The sequence below is a fragment of the [Muricauda] lutisoli (nom. illeg.) genome (genome assembly GCF_017313105.1).
GTDB lineage: Bacteria > Bacteroidota > Bacteroidia > Flavobacteriales > Flavobacteriaceae > Flagellimonas > Flagellimonas lutisoli.
The window spans coordinates 127,559-151,381 of sequence record NZ_JAFLND010000004.1 but is presented as its reverse complement, the minus strand read 5'-3'; the positions used below and the strand labels follow the sequence as shown (position 1 = coordinate 151,381).

General features: G+C 39.6%; 22 protein-coding genes. 7 read left to right on the top strand and 15 right to left on the bottom strand.

Annotation, left to right across the window (positions count from 1 at the left end; genetic code table 11):
* Positions 1-284 precede the first annotated feature (284 nt).
* Positions 285-1,586, bottom strand: coding sequence for an erythromycin esterase family protein (locus tag J0X13_RS14990; RefSeq protein WP_242535754.1), 1,302 nt, complete (start codon positions 1,584-1,586; stop codon positions 285-287).
* Between the two features lie 113 nt (positions 1,587-1,699).
* Positions 1,700-2,539 carry a universal stress protein gene (locus tag J0X13_RS14985; RefSeq protein ID WP_207072195.1) on the bottom strand — a complete coding sequence of 280 codons (840 nt, stop codon included), beginning with the start codon at positions 2,537-2,539 and terminating at the stop codon, positions 1,700-1,702.
* Positions 2,540-2,828: 289 nt separating this feature from the next.
* Between J0X13_RS14985 and J0X13_RS14980 the strand changes: the two genes are divergently transcribed.
* On the top strand, positions 2,829-3,464 hold the full coding sequence (locus J0X13_RS14980) for a phosphoribosyltransferase (RefSeq protein ID WP_207072194.1): 636 nt from the start codon (positions 2,829-2,831) through the stop codon (positions 3,462-3,464).
* A 97-nt stretch (positions 3,465-3,561) separates the two neighbouring features.
* On the opposite strand, the gene J0X13_RS14975 is transcribed toward J0X13_RS14980, so the two are convergent.
* From J0X13_RS14975 to J0X13_RS14960, 4 genes are all read right to left on the bottom strand, one after another.
* Entirely contained in the window at positions 3,562-3,969 is a 408-nt protein-coding gene (locus J0X13_RS14975; RefSeq protein WP_207072193.1) for an archease, read from the bottom strand.
* Positions 3,966-4,607 (bottom strand): class I SAM-dependent methyltransferase, encoded by a 642-nt coding sequence (locus J0X13_RS14970; protein ID WP_207072192.1) that lies wholly within the window; start codon positions 4,605-4,607, stop codon positions 3,966-3,968. Before J0X13_RS14970 ends, J0X13_RS14975 begins: the two co-directional genes overlap by 4 nt.
* A 166-nt stretch (positions 4,608-4,773) precedes the next feature.
* Positions 4,774-4,980, bottom strand: a complete 207-nt coding sequence (locus tag J0X13_RS14965; protein WP_207072191.1) for a dodecin family protein — start codon at positions 4,978-4,980, stop codon at positions 4,774-4,776.
* Positions 4,981-5,026: 46 nt separating this feature from the next.
* Positions 5,027-5,536 carry a nicotinate-nucleotide adenylyltransferase gene (locus tag J0X13_RS14960; protein ID WP_207072190.1) on the bottom strand — a complete coding sequence of 170 codons (510 nt, stop codon included), beginning with the start codon at positions 5,534-5,536 and terminating at the stop codon, positions 5,027-5,029.
* Between the two features lie 250 nt (positions 5,537-5,786).
* Between J0X13_RS14960 and ppsA the strand changes: the two genes are divergently transcribed.
* The gene (gene ppsA / locus J0X13_RS14955) at positions 5,787-8,186 is read left to right on the top strand and encodes a phosphoenolpyruvate synthase (protein WP_207072189.1); all 2,400 of its coding nucleotides are present in this window, start codon (positions 5,787-5,789) and stop codon (positions 8,184-8,186) included.
* Positions 8,187-8,518: 332 nt separating this feature from the next.
* On the opposite strand, the gene J0X13_RS14950 is transcribed toward ppsA, so the two are convergent.
* The 7 genes from J0X13_RS14950 to J0X13_RS14920 form a co-directional block, all read right to left on the bottom strand.
* On the bottom strand, positions 8,519-8,968 hold the full coding sequence (locus J0X13_RS14950; RefSeq protein WP_207072188.1) for a hypothetical protein: 450 nt from the start codon (positions 8,966-8,968) through the stop codon (positions 8,519-8,521).
* Between the two features lie 95 nt (positions 8,969-9,063).
* Positions 9,064-9,516: a DUF2267 domain-containing protein gene (locus J0X13_RS14945; protein ID WP_207072187.1), complete on the bottom strand. Its 453-nt coding sequence runs from the start codon at positions 9,514-9,516 to the stop codon at positions 9,064-9,066.
* A 382-nt stretch (positions 9,517-9,898) separates the two neighbouring features.
* Positions 9,899-10,585 (bottom strand): WG repeat-containing protein, encoded by a 687-nt coding sequence (locus tag J0X13_RS14940; RefSeq protein WP_207072186.1) that lies wholly within the window; start codon positions 10,583-10,585, stop codon positions 9,899-9,901.
* Between the two features lie 197 nt (positions 10,586-10,782).
* On the bottom strand, positions 10,783-11,658 hold the full coding sequence (locus J0X13_RS14935) for a universal stress protein (protein ID WP_207072185.1): 876 nt from the start codon (positions 11,656-11,658) through the stop codon (positions 10,783-10,785).
* 226 nt (positions 11,659-11,884) lie between these two features.
* Complete coding sequence (locus J0X13_RS14930; RefSeq protein ID WP_207072184.1) at positions 11,885-12,283, bottom strand: hypothetical protein; 399 nt, start codon at positions 12,281-12,283, stop codon at positions 11,885-11,887.
* Positions 12,284-12,288: 5 nt separating this feature from the next.
* Complete coding sequence (locus J0X13_RS14925; protein WP_207072183.1) at positions 12,289-13,065, bottom strand: sigma-70 family RNA polymerase sigma factor; 777 nt, start codon at positions 13,063-13,065, stop codon at positions 12,289-12,291.
* Positions 13,066-13,165: 100 nt separating this feature from the next.
* Positions 13,166-13,795: a hypothetical protein gene (locus tag J0X13_RS14920; RefSeq protein WP_207072182.1), complete on the bottom strand. Its 630-nt coding sequence runs from the start codon at positions 13,793-13,795 to the stop codon at positions 13,166-13,168.
* Between the two features lie 256 nt (positions 13,796-14,051).
* Between J0X13_RS14920 and J0X13_RS14915 the strand changes: the two genes are divergently transcribed.
* Positions 14,052-14,816: an exodeoxyribonuclease III gene (locus tag J0X13_RS14915; protein ID WP_207072181.1), complete on the top strand. Its 765-nt coding sequence runs from the start codon at positions 14,052-14,054 to the stop codon at positions 14,814-14,816.
* Between the two features lie 51 nt (positions 14,817-14,867).
* Here the strand turns inward: J0X13_RS14915 and J0X13_RS14910 are convergent, their stop codons facing one another.
* Positions 14,868-16,517 carry an ABC1 kinase family protein gene (locus J0X13_RS14910; RefSeq protein ID WP_207072180.1) on the bottom strand — a complete coding sequence of 550 codons (1,650 nt, stop codon included), beginning with the start codon at positions 16,515-16,517 and terminating at the stop codon, positions 14,868-14,870.
* A 346-nt stretch (positions 16,518-16,863) separates the two neighbouring features.
* On the opposite strand from J0X13_RS14910, the gene J0X13_RS14905 reads away from it, so the two are divergent.
* The 3 genes from J0X13_RS14905 (at position 16,864) to J0X13_RS14895 (ending at position 20,193) form a co-directional block, all read left to right on the top strand.
* Positions 16,864-17,526: an FMN-binding protein gene (locus tag J0X13_RS14905; RefSeq protein WP_207072179.1), complete on the top strand. Its 663-nt coding sequence runs from the start codon at positions 16,864-16,866 to the stop codon at positions 17,524-17,526.
* Positions 17,527-18,031: 505 nt separating this feature from the next.
* The gene (locus tag J0X13_RS14900; RefSeq protein WP_207072178.1) at positions 18,032-18,967 is read left to right on the top strand and encodes an MBL fold metallo-hydrolase; all 936 of its coding nucleotides are present in this window, start codon (positions 18,032-18,034) and stop codon (positions 18,965-18,967) included.
* 59 nt (positions 18,968-19,026) lie between these two features.
* Positions 19,027-20,193, top strand: a complete 1,167-nt coding sequence (locus tag J0X13_RS14895) for an alpha/beta hydrolase-fold protein (RefSeq protein ID WP_207072177.1) — start codon at positions 19,027-19,029, stop codon at positions 20,191-20,193.
* A gap of 270 nt (positions 20,194-20,463) precedes the next feature.
* Here the strand turns inward: J0X13_RS14895 and J0X13_RS15705 are convergent, their stop codons facing one another.
* The gene (locus J0X13_RS15705) at positions 20,464-22,290 is read right to left on the bottom strand and encodes a helix-turn-helix domain-containing protein (protein ID WP_207072176.1); all 1,827 of its coding nucleotides are present in this window, start codon (positions 22,288-22,290) and stop codon (positions 20,464-20,466) included.
* 279 nt (positions 22,291-22,569) lie between these two features.
* Here J0X13_RS15705 and J0X13_RS14885 point away from each other — a divergent pair, with 279 nt between their 5' ends.
* Positions 22,570-23,772, top strand: coding sequence for an alpha/beta hydrolase-fold protein (locus J0X13_RS14885; RefSeq protein ID WP_207072175.1), 1,203 nt, complete (start codon positions 22,570-22,572; stop codon positions 23,770-23,772).
* Positions 23,773-23,823: the final 51 nt, after the last annotated feature.

Sequence of the window (23,823 nt, the reverse complement as noted above, 5' to 3'; positions counted from 1 at the left end):
ATTAAAATCCGAACAAGTTTGTTGCCAAACAGATTCAAAAATCAAAAGGTTCAATGAACAATTTTTTATCTCCACCAGTTCTCAAGTCTTTCACAAGATTTAAGAACCTTTACATTCAATATCTTTTGAATATCAAATGTTGCACTAAAGTAATCCATATAACTGTCCTGGGAGATGACCCAGATCAGTTCCGTACTCTTTTTTTGTTAAAATTTTCCTAAAAAATGGAAGCGGTCCTTACTTATGCTTTCTATCCGATCGGGAACACTCCAATCAACTGCTATTTAAAAAGCCCAGGGATAGGTTTCGGGCAATTGTGACTTATCCAAAAACATCCTCATAGGGTGGACGGAAGTGGTGACATCCAAATGTATAAACACATCATATCTTTCTGGCATTATTGACGGTACATAATTTCCAACATGTTCGTAATGAGGATGGTAGACCACTCCTATTGCCCGGTGTGGAATGGGGTCCATAAACATGGAGCTTTCCTTAAGTTCATCCATAAATACTATTTGATCTCCTTTTCCGGTCGAATGCAATAGATATTCCCAAGAACCTTCCCTTGCTTTTGGCACATGCATGTTTCTCATGGGGGCACCCCATTCCGACCCGGCCACTACTGTTCCAGAAAAAGAACCAAAACCTACAATTTTAGGGTTGAACATTTCCAGTTCTTCCCTGACCAACTGTCCTAGGTTAATAGACCCTTCTTGCACCATATCGGTTGCTCGCGCATCGCCGACATGGGTGTTGTGCTCCCAAACGATGGCTTTGGCATCAGGTCCGTGAAAATCCAATAACCGCCGTAATGTTTCCATCATGTGCCTGTCTCTGAGGTTCCAGGAACTTTGGTTCGCCGAAACCATGGAACGATAATATTTTTCGGCATTTTTGGCTATATGGGCATTTTGTTCCATGTTCAGCGAGGCCTCCATATCGGTATTGAAATTGGCCATCCGCTGCCTGATACTTCTCAACAGGGACACTACCTCATTTTCACAGGTTTTTGGTATTAACCTATGCAGTGACCTTGCATAGGCCATGCCCATCTCGTCCCCAAAGGGTTCAAAGCACCCCAAGGCCCTTTTGGCTTCGGGCAATAACTTAGGATCATGGTCCTTTAGATAGTCGATCATGGCTTCCATGGACTCCCAAAGGCTGTATACATCCAGACCATAGATGCCGACTTTTTCAAAACTTGAAAGTTTTCCATTGTACTCATGAAGCCAATTTACCAAGGTTTCAATTTCCCAATTGGCCCACATCCATGTAGGCCATCGATTAAACTTTTTTAATACTTGAACCGCATCGGCCCCAGCTTCTGCATGATGCTTAACAAAGCGATTAACAGTGTAGAAGTCTGGCCAGTCCCCTTCCACAGCAATAAAATTGAAGCCATGTTCGGCAATGAGGCGCTTGCTGATGGCAGTTCTCCATGTATAGTACTCATGGGTTCCATGTGAAGCCTCTCCAAGTAATACAAGTCTGGACCTGGATAGGTTTTCGATCAGTGCATCCAAGTCGTATATTCCCTCCAACGTCTTGCTCACACTTGCCAATGCTTTTATGCTATTATTCATTTCTGAAATTTTTGAAGTCATGGTTCCATTTTTTTCATTTACTTAATAACTACCGAAAATTGCCCATAAATGGCCTCATCGGTCTATTCTTCCACATTTCACCTCAACTCCTCTCATAATTGCGGAATGACCATAAAGGGGATATGGAGATGCAGCCCTATATTCCGTATTACAGGTTTGATGAACAGGCTTTCCAAAAAAGTGTGCTTGTTCATCATCATCACCAATAAGTTGACCTTGTTTTTCAGTTGATATTCATTGATTCCCTCAACAACTTCATTTTTTGGGGCTTCATGAAATAGATGTGCAACAGGTTTTAACCGTTGATCAAGGAGTTCCTTGTTTTTATTTTGAAAATCTTTCATTTTAATGCCTCTTCCCACATGCAGGACATTGATAAACCCTATATGTTCCTTGGCCAAATACAGTAACTCTTCAATTCCCTGGGCTTTGTAGTCCACTTCAAAATCCGTTGGGAATAAAATTTGCTTGGGATTTTCATAAGCAAAGTCCTCAGGTACAGCAATGACCGGACAATTGGCCTTTTTTATGGTGTGTACCGTATTGCTTCCCAACAAAACTTCTTCGGCACTTGTTGCTCCTTGGGTCCCCATGACAACCACATCAATTCCCTCTTTTTCCACTAGCTGCCATATTTCATCTGTTAAGATGCCAAAAGCACTATGGACCTCAAATCGATGTTTTGGATTATTATGGTGAATCAATAGTTCTTCCTTTAGTGCGATCAACTGGTCCATGGACTGCTTTTCATAGACCTCGAGCAAATCCATACCCAAGGGGTTTGCCATATTGTACTCCGAGGTATAAACAGGTACCATATAGGTATGTAACAGATAAAAAACGCATTCAGTGTTTCCATAGAGCTTCAACGCATATACAATGGCATTGTAAGCATTGCTGGAAAAATCGGTGGGAAGCAGTACTTTTTTCATAATACATAGATTTATCAGTTATTTAAGGCAAGGTGTCCTTGGTATCTTCAAACAAAAGGGAATTCAAGTTCTTCATAGCTGTTAAAAACTATGATCAATACAATAAAAGTAGAAAAAGCAGCAAGTGCCGGAAATGATCAGGATCACTTGAAAAGTCATATCCTGAATGATGTATATCATTGATGTTTAAGGTCGTATACCCTAGCTTCATGGTATAAAAATTGTAAAACCAAGGAATAAAATATCCACTGACCCACTTTTATAAAATGAGTCGAAAAAATGAAGGAAAATGTTCAAAGACAGAATTGACGCCGCTCTACAGCTGGCAGAAAAACTAAAAGCATTTAAGGGCAAAGACGTTGTGGTACTTGCCATCCCGAAAGGCGGGCTTCCTTTGGGGGTTATCATTGCAAAGACATTGAACGCACCATTGGATGTTGTACTATCAAAAAAGATAGGGCACCCGTTCAACAAGGAATATGCTATAGGCGCGGTAAGTTTGGAAAATATGGTTATCAACGAGCATCTTGATATCCCCGAAAAGTATATCGCCGAAGAAACACAGAACATTCGGAAGAAGCTACAAAAAAGATATGACCTATACCACAAGGGCCGTCCTCCCATAGCATTGCAAGGCAAGAACATTATTATCGTGGATGATGGGGTGGCCACTGGGAATACCTTAAAGGTTACTGCCGAATTGGTCCATGGTCAACATCCAAAAAAAACAATCGTGGCCATTCCCGTTGCTCCCCTTGGAGCAATTCAGAATCTTGAAGGTTCCAACTTTATAGATAAGGTCATCTGTTTGGAAACACCTCATAATTTCAGGGCCGTGGGACAATTCTATTCGAATTTCGAACAAGTTTCCGAAGAGGAAGCGATTGAATTGTTGGAAGAATTGAATGGTGTGCCCGACCATTGATCCCACGATTCGAAGTCATACGGGAAACAAGGATCGTTTGCTTTCAGGGTGAGAATATTATGTTGGAAATCCACAATACCGTTTTTTGCCAACCAAACTACAGATCAAAAAGGATTCGGCTTTCCCAGATGTCGTCCCCATTTTTCTTTACATAAGCATCGTCGCAACTTATTTTAATGTTCTCATCTAATGGGCCCGTCCATATTCCAAATAATCGTACATCCACTTTTTTTTCCGTCAATTCGGGAAAATATGCATTACAGAAAAGAGCCTTTTGTCGATAGCCCAAAGAAAGTACCTCTGAAAGAAATTGAAGTAAAAGATCGGTCGTATCGGTTGCGGTAAGCTCGAATCGCATCAAGCAATCAAAATGGGTTACTTTATCACAGGCCCTTTCCTTCAAAATATCGTTCAGAACTCCAAGATTGTCCCTGAAAAGTTTACCAAGTGTTGGGGCCAAAACCTTTATTTCATTGCCCACCTTATGTTGCATCAATTCAGTCATGACTTCACAGCTTTTACGGTTATAAAAGACCCCTCGCCATGCCCGTCCTTTGGCGTCTGTACTTCTTTGATTTCCCCAAGTTCCCCAAAAAGGGTTTGATTGTATGTCAAATTTCTAAATCCGGACTTTTTGAGCAACTCCTCTACTCTTTCCACCGAATAAAAGGTCGCCTGTTTATAGAAGTTGCTTCTGTTGCGCTTGTCCATGTAAGATTGCGCAATGTTTTGTTCCTTATCCAAAAAACCCACAATAATGGCCCCACCGGGTTTTAATACCCTATATGCCTCGGATATGGCTCTTTTTAGGTTCCTAAAGTAGCATATTGTGACAAACAGCACAAAGTCAAATTGCATTGAGGCATAGGGCAGGTGCTCAGCTTTTCCTTTCATTACCTCTACTCCTCGTTGAAGGGCTTTCTTCGCCATCTCAATAGAAGGTTCTATACCTTCTTTGATTCCCAAGGGCTCTGAAAACCTTCCAGTACCCAGACCGACTTCAATACCTCTTAAGTTTTGTGGAAGTTCCTGAAAATGTTGTTGCAGTGCAAGCAGTTCTGATCGATAGACTTCGGGGTGATCTTCATACCACTGTTCGTACTGTGCCACGTATTCATCGAATGTTTCTATAATATTTGCCATAACTAATTGAATTTCATATTAATTTAATGGTAACACCACTTGTTTACAATGACGCTGATCACCCATTTGTTTTTTTAACTAGAGTTTTTCAAGTGATAAAAACATATGGCCCGAAAAGGCAACGAACCTATCCGGACCATAGCGACTAACCAAAACAGATAGATCCTTATTCCTCCACAACTCCGAAAGTCACTTTGGCATTTACACGGTATTCCGATATGCTATTATTCTTGACACATACTTGCATATCCTTTACATATACAGATTTGATATTCCGGATTGTTTTTGATGCCTCCGCAACAATGTTTGTTATGGCGTCCTCAAAACTTACTGTGGAGTTTCCTAAAATCTCTACTACTTTTAATACTGACATGATATTGTTATTTTGTCATTGTTTATTGTTTGCTTAAAGCAAATGTTTATAGGAAACCTCCCATTTCATCTACCTTAACTCGAAGTACCTTATCTCCATTTTCCAACTTCAACTTGTACCTCTTATTAACATCTTTGCCCTCATGATATCTAACGAGATAAACATCTTTGGTGATGGTCCATTCTGGGAACCTGTCCAATATGGCTTCTTTTACTGCTAATGGAAGATTAATGTTCTTAAACTTTTCCACAGTACGTATAATTTTGCCATCCTTATCATAGGCCGCCAAAATTTTACCTTCTGGAATAAAGAAGTCCACGTTGTACACCTCATAATCATCTTGATAAAAGTCCGATCCCTTCACATCGAAAGCAGCTACTTTTCGTCGCAATAATTCAACGGAGATGGAAGCTTCCTCTTCAGTATCGAGGCTATTCAAGTACTTGTAATTGGTTGCATGGACAACCACTTCGGATAATTCTTCTGTTTTTGTGATTTGGGACTGCAACGGAATTACAAGCCCAATGGTCAAAAGACCAAATAGAATTTTTCTCATGATTTTAGTGTTTTCGTTAATACTGTTTTTTTGGGAAAATCAATAATTCCCCTTTTGATATTATATGAATTTATGCCACTGCCCCCCATTTGACAATGATTCCAATCACCTGCAATAAAACAACACAAACAACTGACAAACAGATTTTTATAAAATTTCATTGATGTCATTGGACCTAAAAGACTTGACGTAGATCATTGTATAAGGCGTCGCTGATTGTGAAATTGGTGTACTAAAACAATACCCGATCATGTATATCAAGTTTTTCAACGACATTACTATTGATGATGTACCGATAGTAGGCGGAAAAAATGCCTCTTTAGGTGAAATGTACAATCAATTGTCAGGGAAAGGTGTTCGTGTTCCGAATGGTTTTGCCACAACATCAGATGCTTTTTGGCATTTTCTAGATGACAATGGCCTAAAGATTTCCCTCAAGGAAATCCTTAACCGTTTGGATACCGGTACATATATCAACCTAAAGGAAATAGGGAGAAAAGCTCGGGAGCTTATCCTATCAGGCCACATATCCAAACCCATATCCGATGAAATCATGAGAGCCTATGACAGGCTTTGTGAAAATGCCGCTCTCCCAGTAGCCGTTCGGAGCAGTGCAACGGCAGAAGATCTTCCCCATGCCAGTTTTGCCGGACAACACGACACCTTTTTGAACGTAAAGGGCAAAAAAGATGTTTTGGAGGCCGTAAAAAAATGTTTTGCATCCCTTTATACCGATAGGGCCATTAAATACCGGAATGACAAAGGCTTTGCACATAGTAATGTGGCACTATCGGTCGGTATCCAAAAAATGGTTCGTGCCGATGAAGGTTGTTCCGGTGTGGGATTCACCATTGAACCAGAATCCGGATTTGGAAACATAATTTTGCTCTCAGGGGTTTGGGGTTTGGGCGAGAACATTGTACAGGGCAATGTAACTCCCGATGAATTCTACATTTTTAAGCCCACACTGGGAAGTAAACATTTTCCAATTCTTCAAAAAAAACGAGGTGACAAGCAATTGACCATGGTCTACAATACAGAAAAAAGGGGTAGTCCTACCATAAATATCAAAACTCCAAAATCAAAACAGCAACAATTTGTACTCTCGGACAATGAAATCATACAATTGGCAAAATGGGCGTTGACCATAGAAGAACATTATAAAAAACCCATGGACATTGAGTGGGTAAAAGATGGGACGACCCATGAACTGTACATTATCCAGGCAAGACCCGAAACCGTTCATAGGGGAAGGGAAAAGAAGGTCTACATCGAGTACAAACTTCTTGAAAAAAGCACTGCCCTGGTTTCAGGAAATGCAGTAGGTTCAAAAATAAAAAATGGAAAGGTCCTTCGGCTACAATCACCCAAGGAAAGTAAAAACTTGACAACCGAACATTTTATCGTTACCGATAACATTACCCCTGATTGGGACCCATTATTAAAGCAAGTCGGCGGTATCATTACCAATAAAGGGGGCAGAACCAGTCATGCCGCTATTGTGGCCCGGGAACTGGGAGTGCCTGCCATTGTTGGCTGTGGCAATGCCACCACGATTTTACGGGATGGCCAAACCATCACCTTGTCCTGTGCGGAGGGAAAAACTGGGTATGTATATAGCGGGACATTGAAATTTGAAGGAACCAAAGTTGATCTTTCAAATATTCACATGCCCAAAACTGAGGTAAAGATGATTTTGGCCGACCCCGAAAATGCATTCCAACTCTCGTTCTATCCCAATTATGGCGTAGGACTTCTTCGCATGGAATTTATTGTGACCCATTTTGTGAAAATCCACCCAATGGCTTTGGTAAGGTTCAATGACATCAAAAATCAGCGAACCTCAAACAAGATTGAAAAACTGACCAAGGGTTATGAAAAAAAGACAGCATATTTTATCCATCAACTCTCCCAGGGCATTGCTACCATTGCAGCTGCATTTTATCCAAAGGAAGTCATTGTTAGGTTAAGCGATTTTAAGACCAATGAATATGCCAACCTCATCGGTGGAAAGGATTTTGAGCCTGAGGAAGAAAATCCCATGCTCGGTTTCAGGGGAGCTTCCCGCTATTACAGCGAATGGTACAAAGAAGGGTTCGCCTTGGAATGTGCAGCCATAAAAAGAGTAAGGGACGTCATGGGGCTCACCAATTTAAAGGTTATGGTTCCCTTCTGCCGCACGGTATCCGAAGGCAAAAAAGTACTTCAGATCATGGAGGAATATGGGTTGAAAAAAGGTGAGAATGGACTGGAAGTCTACACCATGGTCGAAATACCCAGCAATGTTATCTTGGCGGATGAATTTGCAAAAATCTTTGACGGCTTCTCCATCGGTTCCAACGACCTTACCCAACTGACCTTGGGCATTGACCGTGATTCGGAAATCATGGGACATCTCTTTGATGAAAACGATCCTGCTGCCAAAAAGATGGTTTCCATGGCCATTGCCTCCGCAAAACGGACCAACACCAAAATAGGTCTTTGCGGACAGGCCCCCAGCGATTTCCCTGAATTTGCAGAATTCTTGGTAAAAGAGGGCATAGACAGTATTTCCTTTAACCCTGATGCCCTGCTACAGGGCATCGACAATATTTACAAGGCCGAAATAGCATTAAACGAGCACAAAAAGACAGAAGGAGCAATCCACTGATCTTACCTTAGGATGTGTTGAACAAATGTTAAAACTTTAAAATAATGACTTGAACTGATCTGGGTCATTTCAAAGCCTGATCTCATATTGTAATTTAGAACCATCATTGTTAAGCTCATTAAACTTTAATGGGTAGGACAATTGAACGAAGGAATAAAGATAAAAGGAGAAGCTACAGATATTCTTTATACTTTTTGAGTTGTGAAAAGGTTTAGCGATAAATCTGAGTAGTTTCCAGTGTAAGTGGTCATTGGATAGAGTAATTTCTTCTTTGGAACCGGAACATTTAGGTGTTCCGGTTTCTTTTTATTGGTAAGGACATTTTCCTGACCTTATTTCAAAAGATGACTTTTCACCTCATCGGCATCCATCAAGTACTCTGTTATCTCAAATACACTTTTTCGATGGACTCTAAAATCCTTGACAAAACTTGAAAGATCATTTTCCAATTGTTGGTGTTCCTGTCTAAATGTATGTGAATCATACTTAAAGGGATCATCGATCAACCCTGACAGGTGTTCCAGGTGCTTTTTTACACGTTGGATCAGTCCAACCCCTTGTTTTTCCAAAACAAGCAAGCTTGTTTCCAAGGCCACAACTTTATTGATGTTTTCAGCTTTTGTTAGCCATTTGAAGTAATTATCGATCAAATGATGTAAAAACCTGAGATCGTCCCTATAAAAATATAAATCTGAGAGCCAATGTTCGGTCAGTATGTACAGTTGCTGCCAATCGGCCTCGAAAATATAGTTGTCAAGGGGTCTGATTCCATAGTTGTCCATAATACCATTTTTTAGGGTTACATTCCACATAAAACCATTCCGAAACCCATACGGGAACACTTGAGTCTTCCGTGCGTAATCAATGTGATAAAAACCTAAAACATCAAGTTGGAATAGATCATGTTTTTAAGGTCTTTGGGAAGCCCATCACGGATATCCTCCATTTCTCCCAGCGATACATATTTTCTTAGATAGATAAATGTGGTATCGATATAGGTCTCTGCAAGATCATTTTCCTCACCATAATCAATGATTGCCGTCTTGCCATCCATTTCTTTTACCAATTCAACGAACTCATCCATGTGTTTGATTTCGGGTCTCGTTTTTTTGGGGTTCCATTGATTGACATAGGCTGCCTTTAAGAACATGGGCAATTGGGCCAAAAGGTCCAAAGATTCTTCCATGGAAATAATTTCACGTAAGGCATGCATAATCGAAACAAAAATCCTGCCTGCCTTATCGGTATCATCTCCAAGGCCCAGGTGTCTGGCATATTCTTTCAGAAAAGCATTGCCAGCAGCTGCATAATTGTTAAAGTCCAGTGCCATAATTCCAGTTTTTAAAATATAATCCTAAAGTTGATATATAAAAGGCACTTTTAAAATGATCTCGGTCAACCTTGTGGAATTTCAAGTACAAAAAATAGTTGCGCTTAAAATTGATACAATGCTTGCTGTAATGTCATCGTGCGTGGGAATGAAGATAAGAGCATGCAAGTGCTGCTAGGCCCCCCAATAGTCTCAATGGCGGGATTAGTAATGAGGTCTTGTTGGCTATTGCCAAAGCGGTTTGTAATAAACTCGGGAATTTAACTGAAACCCTTTGAACCGTTGGAACATGTCATGCTACGAGCATACCTCTGTCCACCACATAGGTACCACCGGTAACGTATCTGCTTTGATCCGAAGCCCCTCCAGTCACACGGCCACTTTATCTCTCAAGCTTTTCATGATTTTGATCCAGGGTTTTTATAAGGCTGATTTCAAAATCATTGTCCTTGGTTTTAATAGCGATAAGATCTGATGAAATCAAAGAGGCCGTCAATTCGGGCATCTCATACCTTTTCTTTATCATTGAAATGCCATCCCTCGTTTTTATCGGCCACACAATTTCCCCTTCGGTATTCAAAATTGCCTCTGTAAAGGTGTACTCATAAATATTCAGTTGAAAACTGTTTTTGCCCCGGAAGGTTTTTCGACAATAGATTCCCACGGCCCTGTTATCATTGAACTCGGTAACATTCAAGTATTCCGGTTCTATCACGACCTGCCCTTGATAATCCATAAAACCATAATATACGATGCCTTCATCTTTGGTTTGCTGGATGGGACATAATCCATTCTTGAACCTCGGATATCGTATTCCTTTGATATCGGTTCGGTCGGGATCTGGGTTTTTGTTCCACACCACATCGTCCCTAAAATCTATGACCAATTCACCGGTCTTGTCAATAAAGCCCCATAGTTCTCCTTGTCGCACAGCCGCCAAACCTTCGCTGAAGGGGGCCACTTCGTCCAATCCTTTGATGATGGGGGTATTGATGGTTTCAATGGTTTGTGATGTTCCCATAAAAGAAAACAAAATCCCACACAGCAGTAGTAGATATATTCGTTTCATAGCTCATGTCTTTTAGATGATATCAAGCAAGTTAGGTTACCATCGAGCCCTATCCAATGACCCAGATCAGTATGGGTTTTGGATCAAATAAATCATGTAAAGAACAATGGCAGTATCCCCAAAAAACATCGTGAATCTTGTACGCCGTCAACCGGTTTTTGGAGAAAGGAGGACAGGTATGTATTTATGCCGGACAGTTATTCATACGACGGCGTAAAATAAAATATTTGATGATTCTGCTCTCGAAATACCAATAAAGGTATCTTCCCATAGGATTCCATTTTGTTGACCATATCGGTTCGCAACCATTTTTTAAGAAAACTTTTATCTTCACGTTCCAGCATGACCAAAAGATCAACATCCTCTTCTTTGAGGTAGCTCACCAGACGATTTTGAACGTTGTTGGAAAGAAGTAATTCAAATCTAATATGCTTGTAGGATAGCTCTTTTCCTAAAAACTCCCTAAACCAGTCCATTTGGGTAGCCCCGGTAAATTCTTGTTCCGTAGCAATATGGACTATCCGTATCTCGGCCCTAAAAGGGCTGGCCATTTTTGCCAGACTACGGATGGCATAAATATCTTCTTCCTCAAAATCGGAAGCGTAAACAATGGTTTCCAATGGTGCATATATCGTATCGCTCGGAATGGCCCATACAGGACAGGGCGACGTTCCAAAAAGTGATCTAATCGTACTCCCCACAATGACTTCCCGAAGTTTATTTTCCATTTTCATTCCCATGAAAATGGCAAAAGCGTGCCAATCCATTGCCTTGGTGACAATTCCTTTAACCACTGATGTATGCTCAACGGGCTCAAACCGAACCAATGAACCGTCCTCGACCTTGCCGACATATTTTTCATAGAAGTTTTTCAATTTTTTACGCTCTTGGTTTTTGGATGCCGTTGAAAGTTCCGGAAAAGCTTTTTCCGCAGTAGACCCCAAAATAGCGGATAACTGGTACACATGTGTCAAAACCATACGAACTCCCAATACTTTTGTAATTCCGTCGGCATACAAAAGAGCTGCAATGGATGCAGGGGAATAGTCGGTGGCATACACTATCGTTTTCACTAGGTCATTGTTTTATACATTTTCAAAACTGCCATTTCAATTCTATGGCCCATGATTCAGCCCATCGAAACTTTCGAAATACAAAGTCTGGTTCATTTTTTATATCCAATGGAACGTTTTTGACCATCCCTGATCTTGATATTGACTTTCACAAAGTCGTAAAACCACTTGAAATGGGCTTTTGATTTTTCTTGGAACCAAATAATTCTTTGCGACAGCAACCTTGTTACAATGCTTTTACATAACCGAACACCATCCGTTTGAAGGCCCTGAAATCACGTTCGAAAATATTTATTCTTGATTTCAGTTTTTGATGTTTCTCACGATATTCGGCATCCGCAATGCCCTTTTCCGTTTTCAACACCTTACCCAAAAATATTTCATGTTCTGAAATATCATCGACCAAATAATCATATAAACCTTCGTGGAGCTGATTTAAATCCTCAAGGATTTTTCCATACTCGGACAAGTTCCCAAAGCTTTTCTTTTTATTTTCCAACAAATCCCTGAAAAAACGGGTCTCGTCCTTCCAAAAGGCAACGGTATCGAGCCATTCCCTACTCTCCCGGTGTAGGCTGTCCAAACTGGCTTCCAGCAATAGTTCCGTATTGGGGTTTCGTTCCATTTTATTTAAACATTATCCGTTAAAAACCTGTAATATAAGCTGCTTTCCAAATGCTCCTTGGCCTTGTTTAAAAGCTGTTGTACCTCCTCTACTGCAATATTCTTGATTCTGGCGATTTCACGAACACCAAACCTTTGTTCCGCATAAAGTTGGTAAATGGACTGCATCTGTTCCGACATATGGTAAAGTACCAAGTCAATATGTTTGGCAATGGTGTCCCTTTCCTGTTGTCGATCAAGTTTTGCCATGAGGTCCTTTTTGTCCTCGTCAAGAAAAATATTCTTGAGCAAATAATCACGACCATGGTAGGAGATATCATCCAATTCTTCCAACATCACATAGTCACCATCACCATCCGTACTGAACTTTTCCTCCATTGATTTCCATTCCAACTGTGAATACGTATCAATGTTCTCAAAGAAAACCTCGTCGAACTCCTCTTCCTCGATCACTTCATCCAAAAGCATATCCGCCTTTTTAAAAAGCCATGGATTTAGGTCCCATTTATTGGTCACCTCATCAAAATGCTCAAACGCTTCCAAAAAGAGCTGATCGATAAAATCATCAATCTTGTATTTTCCTTTGGGGAGCATTCCTTTTCCCAAGGCGGTATTGAATCTTTTTGTCATATAGCTTCTCACTTCGGGCAAAATGGCAATAAGATGGTTGCCAAAGGCATGCGTGTCATCTTGCTGTTTCAGTTGTCTCAATTCCGAAAAAGCTTCTGCTACCCTTTCCTGAAAGGGAAGCTCCTGCCCACTATCTATTTTAATCTTTTCCATGGTACATGAGATATTGATTATCAATACCTAAATATCCGTAATGTACTTATTACTTCAAATGATCTAAATCATTGCCCTTAACGGGAGTGAACAGCCTCCATTACTTTAACAGCAGGCCATCCCGTTCCATCTGCTTTATTATGCGTTCCACATAATCATCCACGGTAATCGTTATACTTGTTGGGTCCATAATATCAAAAGACCCTACCCAGACCAAAGCATGATTTTCCTCCCCAAGCAGGTCATATACTGCGGTTTCTACATGATAGACCTTATATTGGGAATAATATCCCGGAGTATGGTACACATCCTGATATAAGTACCAATACCGGCCAAAACGGTACCAACTATATCTTATATCATAATAATCGGAACGATAATCCACTTTATCGTCCACTCCTTTAATGGCCGTTATGGCCACCGCATCAAAACCTTGCTCTATTATTTCATCCGTCATATCCTGTATCTCTTCCTCCGACCTTTTGGTATCCGAAAATGATTCATCAATGATTTCGGTACTCTCAAATGCATTTATGCCTTTCCTGATAAATGCCAATCGCAACTCTTCCTCAAAGATTTTCCTGGCCGTCAAGTTATCGGTAATACCAATGACCAACAGCTTTTTGGGGCTGAATACAGTAACTTCGTTATTCTTCCAGCTATCAACAAATCGAGTGCTTGAACATGAGGCCAGCAACAAGACCAAGCACCATGCAACTATTTTTCTCATAACATCTATTTTTATCTCAATGCAAGTTATGGTCGCTACTGTGAATTGAAAATGATACCGGTCAACCTCCATCAAATAAAACGATAATAGCTTAAATATTTTTTGATGTAAAAGGTGTCAGGGTGGTAATATGGCATATTTTCTTGCCAGCCATACTTCATTGAAAACGATTTGCTTTGGTCTCCCCTTTAAGTTTGTCCCGCAGGTTTTTACAAGATGCTTTCAATCCGCTATATTTAGGTTAAAATAAACGGATATGAAGATTCTTTCCTGGAACGTAAACGGGATTAGGGCCATTATGAAAAAAGATTTCATAAAGAATATCGAGCAACTGGACCCGGATATCATCTGTATTCAAGAGACCAAGGCGCAAGATCATGAAACGGAAAAGGAACTGTCCGTTTTAACTGGTTATACACTGTACTCCAACTCGGCCCTTAAAAAGGGATATTCAGGTACCGCGATTCTGAGTAAAAAAAATCCCTTGACCTTCAATAATGATATGGGAAATCCTAAGCACGATTCCGAAGGAAGGATACAATGTGCCGAATACGATCAATGCTACCTTGTCAATGTCTATGTCCCAAATTCAGGACAAAAACTGGACCGGTTGGACTATCGTAAGACCTGGGATACGGATTTTCTAAAGTATCTAAAAGATTTGGAAGCTACCAAGCCCGTGATCATATGTGGTGATTTCAATGTAGCGCACCAGGCCATGGACTTGAAGAACGACAAGGCCAATTACAACAAAACGGCAGGTTACACGCAAATCGAAATCGATGGTATGGACAATTTTCTTGATGCGGGATTTGTGGATGTTTTTCGTCAGCGTCACCCAGATAAAGTGGCTTATACTTACTGGAGTTATCGCTTTAAGGCACGGGAACGAAATATCGGTTGGCGCATAGATTATTTTTTGGTCAGCTCTAAATTGTTGCCCAAGATAACAGCTATCAACATATTATCCGAGATCATTGGCTCCGACCATTGTCCAATACTTATGGAAATCGATGTATGATTCAAGTAAGCTATTTGCAAAATGGGCCGCGGCCAACTGTAGAAAGTATTTTTAATTTTTCCTTTTCAACATGGACAGCACAATCCATAGCCCAATTAAAAATGATGCCGTAAAGCCGATGAGCCCCAGCAAGGGAACCCCGAAAATCTTTGGCGGCATATTGGCAAGTACCAAAATAGCAGAACCTATGGATAATGCAGAAATGATTAGGGCCAATACCAAGCGATCCATGGCTTTTTTTATTTCTGGCAACCCCTTTATTTGATGTGAAACCTTAAGGTTCCCATCTTTGACTTGCTGAAGTAGACCCAAAACCTCACCAGGAATATCCGTCAAGGTTTCCGATAGTTCGCCAATATTTTTAAAACCCTCCCGAATTCTATGTAATGGTGACATTCTTTTCTTGATGATTTTTTTCGCATAAGGCTCCAGAGTACCATAAAAATTTAAATCGGAATCCAATTTTCTTCCGATTCCATCAATCTGGACCAGTCCTTTCATTAACAGATATACATACTCCGGGAATACAAGGACATTCTTTCGAAAAATTGATTTTAACTCACCTATGATACTTGAAATGTTAATTTTACCAATGGAATCTTGATCGATTATTTCAAAAATCCGATAAATATCACGTTGAAGTTCCCTTTCGTTACCGATAGACCTATGCAAGGTCATTTTCTTGAGTGTGGTAATGATTCCTTTGGCATTCCGCTGGACCAGATAACAAACAAAATCTTCCAAATGTTCCTTATCCGAAGGCATTAGAGCGCCCATATTTCCAAAGTCTATAAAAGCAAGCTTTCCCTCATTTGTTACCAAGATATTGCCTGGATGTGGGTCTGCATGAAAATAACCATGCTCCAGCACCTGTTTCATGTAAAGATCAAATCCGATTTGAGCCACGGTCTTCGGATTTACTCCTAATTGTGCAAGACCCTCAATATCCGTAACACTTATGCCATCGACGAACTCCATACAGAGTATATTGTTGTTGGAAAGCCCGTTGAAAACTTTATGGCAATAAATCCTTGGGTCTTCTGCAAAATTTCTGGAAAAACGATCAATATTCTCGCGTTCGTGCATAAAGGATAGTTCAAGATGAATCGATCTTTCAAAAATCGACACCATTTGAACTGGGTTGAATTTCTTAATCTCTTCATTTTGATCCTCCAAAATCTTGGCCACATCTTTCATGATCAAAAGGTCTGCTTCAATAATTTGGGCAATTTGCTCCCTTTTGATTTTTACGGCAACTTTGGTCCCATCTATCAGCTCCGCCTTAAATACCTGCGCGATGGACGCCGATGCAAAAGGATGTTCTTCGATACAGGAAAAATGTTCTTCCTGTATTATGCCAAGTTCCTCCTCTATTTTCTTTCTTACATCAAGTGCTTGTGGCCCTACATTGCTCTGTAGTTTTTTAAGTTCAATGGTGAGTTCTTTTGGCAATAAATCTTCCCTATCACTGAACAACTGTCCCAATTTCACATAAGAGGGCCCCAACTCTTCCAATGCCATTCTGATCCGCTCATACACCGAATACGAAAGATGTCTCTCTATTTTTTCATTCTTTTTAAGAAGCTTTTTTGGAATCCATTTTTTAATGCTTTGACTTGCCAATATATTTTCAAAGCCATATTTGGTAAAAACCGAGGTTACCTTCAAAAACCGGTTTAGTTTTGTAGCATTCCTATTCATCGTACTGCTTTTTGCCTTTGGGTTCCATCCCTTGCCATTATGAAGGATAAGACAGACCTAACAAGTCACCTCGCTTTATGCGATGTCTCCTTCCCCTTTGTTCATTTCAAAGTTAAATCCTTCCCGACAGGCTCAGTATGACCAAAATCATCTCGATGACCAAATGTGCAGCGCTTCGCAATCAATATTCAATGAGGCTATAAGCAGAAAAGCCTTGCTATTATCAAACCTATATCCCAATATGATGGTAATCATTCCTTTTGTGCATCAATATTTCCAAATTTGAGCATGCAAAAGGGCAAAGGCTTGGTAAAACCATAAAAATAATGAGCAAAACCGTATGAAGATGAAAGCAACATATTTAATTCCGCTAGTTCTACTTGGCATGTGGAACTGTAAGCAACAGGATAAAAAGAGTACTCCTGGCCCAATTTCCATAGAAGTTGAAAAACCACGCAAACAATCTCAAGAAATGGAAAGTATATCACAATACTTAGGAATTTCACTTTCAGATTCGGTCGATATTGAGAGTCAGTTTCATTGCTGGACCATTGATGAAAATGAAAACGTTGCAAATGTAGATGTTTCCAATGCGATCAATCTATTTAAAAAAATTTCTAAAACAGGAAAAAGTGATGTTTACCCCATTTTTGGAACTAAAACAGGAAAAGAAGTTCTGGTCATTATGTCCAACCAGGGGTTTGGAGGCAACATTCGGGGTGCTTTTCTGATAGATAAAAGCAGTTTGGAAATCAAGAAAGTTGAGTTTGACCATGTGGCAGAATCGGAAGGATATGGCGCGGCTATTACATTATCAACCTTTGAAAGTCAATTCGAGGGTACCAAGGTAAATTTTTCGACGAATACCTATGGATTAAAACAAAATGGTAAGATTATAATACCGGGAAGCAAGCTTGTCGATGGAATTTCAGGGGCCACCATTACCTCAAGGCTAACTGTGGAAATGATAAACGATAACCTTAAAAAATATAAGGTGTTTTTTGAGTGAAAAGATGTTGGCCCTTGTAGGTAGTTAAGAATAAGATAATACTTTCATATTCAATAACAAAGTATGACCCGATTAGAACCTAAACACTGAATCCTACTATTGACGGGAAGTCTGGAGGTGTTGATTAAAAAAAGGACACCCTATAGGACATCCCTGTGCGATTTTTAATCCTTCTGAAATTAAAAGTAGACAATTATTTTTCAAATGATTTCAATTAATATTAAGCCACCTATTTAATCTTATAATGGCATCTAAAATAATATAGAACTATATTGGACTTGTAGATCCTGTTTAAGTTACCAGGGTATTACTTATATAACTTTCTAATACCAAATGAATTATATATAAACAAAAAATAGGTGATTTAAGTCGAGTTATTAGATACCAATCCCTTATGATCCAAAAATGGGCCCGATAATCATCTTTATAAGATTCCATTGTAACATTTTTTCGCTTTGTACAGTCTCCATTGCAAACACCAAAAAATGAAAAGATCATGAAGCAAATGAAAAAACTCCTTTTCATTATCAGCATATTTCTGCTGATTATCCAAAACTCCATGGCAAGGGACATTCAATCCGGTTTTGTGGTTACCGCCATCGCCAAAAACGTGTATAGCATCGTTTCACCGTCTATAGGATTGCCCACCCCCGAAAATAAGGGCTGGAATTCGAATGTCCATTTTGTTGTCACCCGAACGGGCGTGCTCCTTTTTGATACCGGTTCATCGGAAACAATAGGCAACCATATTAAAAAAGCCATTAAAACGGTTACCGACCTTCCTGTCCGCTGGGTGATCAATTCGCACAGTCATGCAGATCATTGGTTGGGCAATGCGGCATTTGCCGATACGGTAGTGGAAATCATTGCAAGTGAACAAGCTGTTGCAACCATGAGAAAATATGGTCAAGACGATGTTGAGTTTTATGCCAAGGTAACCAATGGCACAATCGGGACCACGCAACTCAAGTATCCCGACCTATTATTAAATCAAGGACAAAAACGTAATTTCGGAGGGGTGGATGTTGAATTTATTTTCAGTAATGGGGCGCATTCACCCGGGGATATTTTAATCTGGTTGCCTGAACAAAAAATTATATTCGGGGGAGATGTAGTGAGTTCCGATTGGATGCCCATGATTACCGATCACGGCAATGTTCCAAACTTGATTGATACCCTTCATAAAATTGCAAAGCTAAGCCCAAGTATAGTCTTAGCGGGACACGGTAAAGCAACGAGTGTAAAGGCAATAATAAGGGATGCGGAATTATTATCGACTGTTTGGGAACGGATTTCTACGGACCATAAAAATGGTATGAAATCCAATAAAACATTATTGCTTGTCAAGGCTGATCTGGCGCCAAAATACAAAGCACTTTATCAAGATTTTGAAACTGAGATTGAACGGTATGTCAAACTGATGTATCGTTTGCAGCAATAAAGTCTTTCAAAAAACAAAGAGCAAAACAGCGGTCCATACCGATTTTAAAAAATCAACAAATGAACAAAAACCTTATTGTATTACTTTTTTTATGCATGGGCATTGGCCAGATCAAGTCTCAGGATACCGAATCCATTATGTTGGGTACAAAACATACGCTCCACTCCAATATCTTGAATGAGGACAGAGGGTATTGGATCAGCCTGCCAGATTCTTACAATGATGACCGATCATCCCACAAGCGCTATCCAGTACTCATAATTCTAGATGGGAACATACATTTTAAAAGTATAGTCGGGGTGGTGAATTATCTGAGTTCAGATGCGTACCGAAGTTGGAAAATTCCGGAAATGATCGTGGTGGGTGTTACCAATGTAGATCGTAGAAGGGACTATACCCCTGATAAAGTCATTACTGTAAGAGAGAACAATTCAGGGGGAGGTGAAAGATTTCTGAGCTTTTTGGAAGATGAACTGATTCCCGAATTGGACAGCCATTATAGAACCGCCCCTTACCGAATTCTTTTTGGACATTCCTTAAGTGCTTTATTGACCACCTATGCCTATATGAAGGAAAAATCCCTTTTTAGCGCTTTTATTGCAGTGGATCCCAGTTTTGGCACATGGGATGTGGAAACCATGGACAAAAAGTTGGAAGCTGTTACCGATCGATCCTTTAAAAGGTACTTTTATCTGGCCACAGCGAACTGGGGAAAGAGAAATATCAGAAACCGTGATCGTCATGTAAGATTATTTGAAGGGCTGAACAGCAAATGTGAAGGTCCTTTTCTGGCAAAAATGGAGTATTTTGAAAATGAAAACCATGCTTCCGTGGCACCAATAGCTTTTTACAATGGCATCTCCAACATATTCGAAGGTTATGGAATATCTTATCGGGAGGTGAAGAGCAAGGAACAATTGATTCAGCATTTTCAGTCGATTTCCAGACGACTTTCTTGGGACTTTAGGCCACCGGAACAGCTGGTCAATCGAATTGGTTATAGCTTGCTTCGAAGTCGGAATGGTCATGATAAGTCCACGGCCTTGTCATACTTTATCCTGAATACGGAGAATTTCCCCAACTCATTTAATGCTTTTGATAGTCTGGGCGAAGCCTATGAAGCTCTTGGAGATAAGAAAAAGGCCATCGACAACTATGAAAAATCCCTTGAACTGAATCCAAAGAACGAACATGCCTTGATGAAATTATCGGAACTGAAAAGCTGATGAACATGGTTGCCGATAGGCTTCCATGACATCTTGAAAAATCTGAACAAGGCAAGAAACATAACTGGATATTGAATCCATCAAGGTCGTGTTGAAACTCCATTAAAAAAGATGACGGACCAAAAAACAAAGTCGACTTATGGAGGTACTTAAAAAATAGGTCAAAATAGTAATCTAGACCGCTCGTGTTTCAATAGGAAAGGAAATTTGTCATTTGCTGTATTCTGGTCATCAGCTCGTGTAATTCAAGTGGTTTTTACTATAATCAAATCACTGCTTTTTATTTTGTTTTTTCAGCCAATTGGAGGGTGTCATGCCTACCGTTTTTTTAAAAAAATCATTAAAAACAGACTTTGAATTAAAACCACATTCATACGCTATTCCTAACAAGGAGTAGTTGCTAAAAGCAGCCTCTAAAGCTTTTTTCTTAAAAGCTTCAACTCTAAGACCATTAATGTACTCATTGAAATTTTTACCCAGAACTTCATTTAAGAGCCAGGACAGTTTATTGGCGTGAAGGCCAATTCTTTCAGCTAGACTACGCAAAGTCATATTTTCCGAAGCATATAGATGATAGTCTAGCATTACCTCTTCCAACTTTGTTTTATAATAAACCTGTTCCTCTTCTGTCATCGGTACTTTGGATTTATACTCATTTGTTTGCTGAGTTTCATATATGGGTCTATCAAATACAGACTGAACAATGGACTCATATTTCTTAGATGCCTTTAATGGATTGTTTAGAGGTTCTCGTTGAAAATTCAAATACTGTCCTTCTTTGCTTTCAATACATACTATAAGATGTTTGTATGCTTCCTCAATTTCGTTAGCATAGATAAGGGTCCATAGTTTCCACGAAAAATAGGTGTCGTTTATTTCTGGCAAAGCATTGATATCAATAGGTTTACCATTATGTATAGCATCATAAAGGTGAGTGAACAAATAGCCATCTTTTAAATCTTTATGCTCATCCAATAGGGAATCTAAAGCTTGTTTATGGCCCATAAGAACAAAACAGCAGGCACTTACCTGAAGTGAAAAATCCCATTTGGGATCGATTTCCAGTGAACGTTCAAAACATTTCAATGCTTTGGAATAATCTTGCTGCAAATAATGGATATTTCCAATGGTGAAATGATGATTGGCAGATAAGGGGTTAACCTCCAATGCCATTTTTATATAATTTGTTGCATCCTCAAATTCACCTAAGGCAATGTGGGCCTCCGCTGCAGCTTCGAGAGATTCCGAGTCGTTTGGGTTAATTGCCAAAGATCTGGTCAAATGACTTAAAGCTTCATAGGGTTTCCATTCTACCCACAAAGATTTAGTTGCCAACGCAAAATGGGCTTCTGAAGATTGGTTATTGACTTTTAAGCCTTCAGTAAGATAATAATTAGCTTTTTCCAGTGCTACCAATCTATCTGTTGTAAAACCCCAAGCAGCCATAAGGGCATAACACTGTACCAAACCGAAATATGGTTTATAAAACTTTGGATCAAGTTGAATACTTTTCTCATATTCAATCGTAGCCTTTAAAAAATCATCAACATTCCAGCGAAGCTGAAAATAGCGACCTTTTAGGAACAAGGTGTAGGCTTCAATATTATTGGTCTGGGAAGTAACAAGATGATCGTTGATTTCAAGGTGTCCAAAATTTTCTCGGATTTTGTCTGCTATCAACAAACTTATTTCATCCTGTAATTCAAAAATATTTGTAAGATCACGATTAAAACTATCTGACCATACTTGAAATCCATTATCGGTACGTATCAATTGTGTAGAAATCCTGATAAGATTACCCGATTTTCGGATACTCCCTTCAAGAGCCGTGGAAACACCCAACTCGTTACCAATGATCCTAATGTCCTTGGATTTGTTTTTGTAAGCAAACGAAGAAGTCCTAGCAGTCACCTTAAGTCCCTCTATTTTACTGAGTGCATTTATAATTTCTTCCGTAACCCCATCGGCAAAATAATCATTTTCAGGATCGGGGCTTATATTCTCAAAAGGGAGGACAACTATTGACCTAGGAGTGCGCAAGTTTAAGGATATAATTGGACTATGGATAACAGAGTAACCAAAGATAGGAATTTCCACTAGTTTTTTAAACACTCAAAAAAATCCAATGGGTTTTGCAAATAAAAAGAGTCCTGAATCTCACATTAAAGGTTCGGAATCTTAATTCAGGACGATTTGGTTTTACGTCCTTTTTAGTTTTGTTGCTTTCATCATCATAAGAAAGTAACGTAATAATTGCAGTGCTCATTGGTCAATCCTTCAGATATATATCCTAATTGGCTTCCCAACTACTTGTTTGGACAGTGAATGTTACCGCTGCAAACCTATGCAGATCACTAGCTTATAAAACATAATGACATGAAAAAAGTATTTATTCTTTTTACCTACATTTTATTTCAACTAAGCACATATGGCCAATTGGCGAATAAAATTGAGCTCACAGAAGACAATCGTCTCATTGGTCTGGGACAAAAGCATATCTTAAAATCAGAAATACTAAAGGAAGACCGCCCAATCATTATTTCGCTTCCCGTGGGCTATGAAGACAACAATGCCAATTATCCGGTATTGTATCTACTGGACGGGTTGGGAAATATTAAGCATACTATTGGTACGGTGGAAATGCTGAGTGAAACAGGTTTGATTCCCCCGATGATAATTGTTGGCATAGAAAGTCTGGATAGAGCTAGGGACTTAACTCCTTCAAATGCGGGACAAAACACCTATGGAGGAACGGGTAATTCAGGAATTCCACAGAGTGGCGGTGCTCCTGCTTTCCTTCAGTTTATTGAAACAGAACTCATACCCTATGTAGAGAGCAATTACAGGACTTATTCTTTTCGAATACTGGAAGGGCATTCTTTTGGTGGGTTATTTAGTGTTTTTACGTTGATGGAAAGTCCGGAAACTTTTGATGCATTTATTATCGAAGCTCCAGCACTTTGGTGGAATGGTGAAGAAATGACGGAAAAAGCAAAAGTGTTTTTTTCCGAAAATGAAATACTGAATAAGTCTGTTTACTTTGGAATAGGCGGTGGAGATGGTTGGGGGATGCGACAAGAACTCCTTCGATATGTCGAAGTGATCAAACAACACACTCCAGAAAATTTTAACTGGCTACATGAAGAAGTGGGCGATGAAGATCATGATTCCTCCCGCCTCTTACTCAATTATTATGGGCTAAAATTTGTATGCTCTGATTTGCGTATGCCGGAGGAATTGAGCACAAAGTATTCTGATGAATCTTTTTTATCAGGTGAAGAACAACTGAAAGAGAAATATGGTAAGAATGTCAGAAGACCGGCAAAAGAGTATGTCGATTTAGTGATGTTGCAGGTGGAAAAAGAAAATCTGCCAGGGGCCATAACCATACTTAAAAGAGCAACAGAAGCTTACCCCAACTACATAGGGTTATTTACATATTTAGCTCAGTTATACGAGCAAACAAACCAAATATCAGAAGCAATAGCAACCTACACTGAAGGTATTGAGGTTTCAAAAAAATATAAGCTGGGCCATGAAGAAGATTTTAACATGGAGATTAAAAGATTGAAGAAATAAAATCATCCAAGTATATCAAAAGTTGCCAACCATCTAAAGGAGAAAACCTCA